The organism is Mesorhizobium sp. M7A.F.Ca.CA.004.04.2.1 (assembly GCF_004022825.1).
Classification (GTDB): Bacteria; Pseudomonadota; Alphaproteobacteria; order Rhizobiales; family Rhizobiaceae; genus Mesorhizobium.
In genome coordinates, this window is the sequence record NZ_RZPH01001557.1 from 1 (window position 1) to 818 (window position 818).

The 818-nt window shown below is 65.0% G+C and carries 1 protein-coding gene and 1 pseudogene; both read right to left on the bottom strand.

Annotated elements, in window-relative coordinates:
• Positions 1–201: ATP-binding cassette domain-containing protein (locus EN893_RS36105; RefSeq protein WP_128362272.1), on the bottom strand; the 201-nt coding region annotated here is incomplete at its 3' end.
• Positions 202–207: 6 nt separating this feature from the next.
• Positions 208–818: pseudogene (locus EN893_RS36110) on the bottom strand (urea ABC transporter permease subunit UrtC); the annotation flags it as partial.

Here is an 818-nt window from a genome sequence, read left to right on the forward strand (position 1 = left end):
GTCGAAGAACACGTCGCCTTCGTCGGGCCGCGTCTTGCCGGTGACGATGTCCATCATCGTCGTCTTGCCGGCGCCGTTGGGGCCGATGATGGCGCGCATCTCACCCTTGTCGAGCACCAGCGACAGATTGTTGATGGCGCGAAAACCATCGAAGGAGACCGAGACGCCGTCGAGATAAAGGATCGTGTTCGACTTTGACATGGTCGCTCACTCCGCCGGCTGCGGTTCGGGGTTGCTGGCTGACCAGTCGCCGGGCTTTCTCGCCTCGCTGCGAACGATTTTCGCCGGCGGCGGAACGTCGGGGTCGCTGCCGGCTTCCTCGGCAATCGAAGCTGCCCGCAACGCCTTGGCGTTGCCGCGCCAACTGTCCCACATGCCGATGATGCCTTTGGGCAGCAAAAGCGTGACGGCGACGAACAGCCCGCCCAGTGCAAACAGCCAGAACTCCGGCAGCACGCCGGTGAACCAGGATTTGCCGGCGTTGACCAGCAGCGCACCGATGATCGGTCCGACGATGGTGCCGCGCCCGCCGACAGCCGCCCAGACGACGACTTCAATCGAATTGGCCGGCTCGAACTCGCCCGGATTGATGATGCCGACCTGCGGCACGTAGAGCGCGCCGGCTATGCCGGCCATGACAGCCGAGACGGTGAAGGCGAACAGTTTCACGTTCTCGGCCCGCCAGCCGAGGAAGCGCGTGCGGCTCTCGGCATCGCGCACCGCCATCAGGAGCTTGCCGTATTTGGAGCCGACGATCGCCCAGGTGACGAACACGGCAAGCGCGAGCATCACGGCGCTGGCCGCGAACAGCGCCGAAC